A 2,339-nucleotide genomic window follows, 5' to 3' on the forward strand; every position below is an offset into this window, starting at 1 on the left:
ATCGTAGGTGTAGAAAGTCTCAGCACCGTTGCAATACTTCAAGTATGTGCGCTGCTCGAACTTGTCATAGCCTATCTTGCTCACATAGTCGTAGCCGTATGACTTGTCGCCATGAACCCTTTCAAGTTGACCTCCGAGGTTGTAAGAGTAGGTGATTTTCTCCTCATCAGGATAAATCATCTCCAACAGACGGTTGTGGCTGTCGTAAGTCCATTGCGTCACGTAGGTTGCTATCGCCTGGTTAGGCACAATCATCGTGCGGCGGGTCTTGGTGACTTCGCCCATCTTGCCATAGAAGTATTCAATGGCACCTGTTCCGTCCTCGCGGAGCATCAATCTACCGATACGGTTCTGAGAGGCGTTGCTATATGAATATAAATAGCACCTGTTTTTTAGTGTATCTCAAAAATCTAATTCAAAGCATCTACTTAACCCCTTGTTCTTTTAAAAAATCAATAATTAGTGTTTTGTATTTATACTCATCTGTATAAAAATCAGATTCATCTTCTTTTAATACATCCATTAAAAACATTGGTTTCCCTTTATCTCCGGGAACACTATTTTCTATTGGTATAGAATAATCATATCGGTAAAAAATAGGTAAGTTATAATTCGCTCCATTTTGCAATAGATAATAAGCTACTTTATAATTGTCTGTCATTACAGATTCACTCAACGCTGATTGACCAAATTCGTTTTGGTAATTTACATCAGCCCCATTCGACACTAAAAATCTAACCAAATCTAAATTCCCAGTTTTGGAAGCCGCCATTAAAGGCGTAAGTCGTGTACTATTCTCTTGCCTCCTTTTTCCTGTTTCAATATCATTTATATTAGCACCATACTCAATTAGTATTTTGGTAAAAATAATGTTGTAGTATTTAGAAGAACAAGCTTCAATAAGAGGTGATGTGCCATCAAATGTGTTATGTGTATTAACAGCTGCTCCTTTCTTTAGTAATGCCTTAAATGGTTTTAATTGTTGATTTATAATCGTTAACATTAAAAGAGTATTACCATATTTGGATTCTTGATAATTGATTATTTGCGGATTTTCAGAAATAATCTTATCAAAATTATCCATGTCCTCTTCTTGCACAGCTTTGGCTAATTCCCAAGCTGGTGTATTTTGAAAAAGGCGATAATCTATATTAGATAGTTCTGAACTATCTACAGATTTTTCCCTGCTATTATTTGAACAAGAAAATAGTAAACAGGAGAAGACTAATTGTATAATCATTGCTTTCATTACTACTCGATCTGTAAATAAACGGTGTTATGATTTACTACAAAAACTGTGCTAGCAAAGTTGTTTTTTTATTTAATCTTTGCCAACACAGTTTGATTTAAATGTTCTTATTTCTTATACTCATCAGGATTAACACCAAAATTTTTAATAATATTATCTATACTGTGACCATTATAAACTGAAGGTAAATCTTTGGGAGATAAATAATGTCTATTCCCATTCACATCAGGCATTGCAGGGCTTCTATTCTGAAGAATATTTAGAGGGTCTGTTCGTAAAATATAAGCTTCTATCTTTTTTTCAGATTTGAATGGAGTTTTCCACGTTCCCTCTTTGAATTTTGTCAAATCACTAACTCCTGCTGCATTAAACGTAAATGCTTTTCTACCTTTTAGTTTATCATTACTTGTAACTAAAGAGTTTAAGGCAGCTTCTCCACCACCTAATGAATGACCAACAAAATTTAGTTCCATATCACCAAGAGTTTTAGATAATTGTTTGGCATTATTTGCTGCTTTTTCATATTGTTTTGACAAGCCTAATGGCTGTTTAATATTTTCGCTCCAATCTCTTAATTCAACAGAACCAGCTGTGGCATATACATATTCCGTAACTTTTCCATCTACAACCCTTTCGTAAACCAATGATCTTAAACTTGTTTCATCTGTCAACTTAATTTTAAAGTTTCTTCGTGAAACTCTCCAACCTCCTGTTAAGATATTATCTTTTTTGTCTCCATAAACATGAGCAGCAATTCTAGCTGCTTCAGCTGGAGTTGGTTCGTGACCGTCTGGATCTACAAAACGTATTGGGTTATTAGATGTAAAACAGTAACTATTTGTATAAGGATATTTTTCCTGCAAAGGATCCGTAGAAATCCACAAACTCAGCCTCGGGTCATAGTACCTCGCACCATAGTAATACAATCCCGTCTCCTCGTCGAATTCTTTCGCGTTGAAGAGATAAGGTGTATTCCATATGTTGTTTCGTTCCTCAACGAACACTTCACCGAAAGGTACATACTCAATATGCTGCACCACCTCGCCATTAAGGTTGGTGATGTAACTACTGCTACCCAAATGGTCTGGGT

The 2,339-nt window shown here is 35.7% G+C and carries 2 protein-coding genes and 1 pseudogene; all 3 read right to left on the minus strand.

What is annotated here, in order from left to right:
- Positions 1-285, minus strand: a pseudogene (locus tag DXA74_RS16745) (RHS repeat-associated core domain-containing protein); the annotation flags it as partial.
- 139 nt (positions 286-424) lie between these two features.
- The gene (locus DXA74_RS15445; RefSeq protein WP_118529023.1) at positions 425-1,249 is read right to left on the minus strand and encodes an ankyrin repeat domain-containing protein; all 825 of its coding nucleotides are present in this window, start codon (positions 1,247-1,249) and stop codon (positions 425-427) included.
- Between the two features lie 107 nt (positions 1,250-1,356).
- Positions 1,357-2,339, minus strand: a 983-nt coding sequence (locus DXA74_RS15450; protein ID WP_304650914.1) for an RHS repeat-associated core domain-containing protein, incomplete at its 5' end; no start/stop codon positions are given.

This window comes from Bacteroides sp. OF04-15BH (assembly GCF_003477995.1).
GTDB lineage: Bacteria > Bacteroidota > Bacteroidia > Bacteroidales > Bacteroidaceae > Paraprevotella.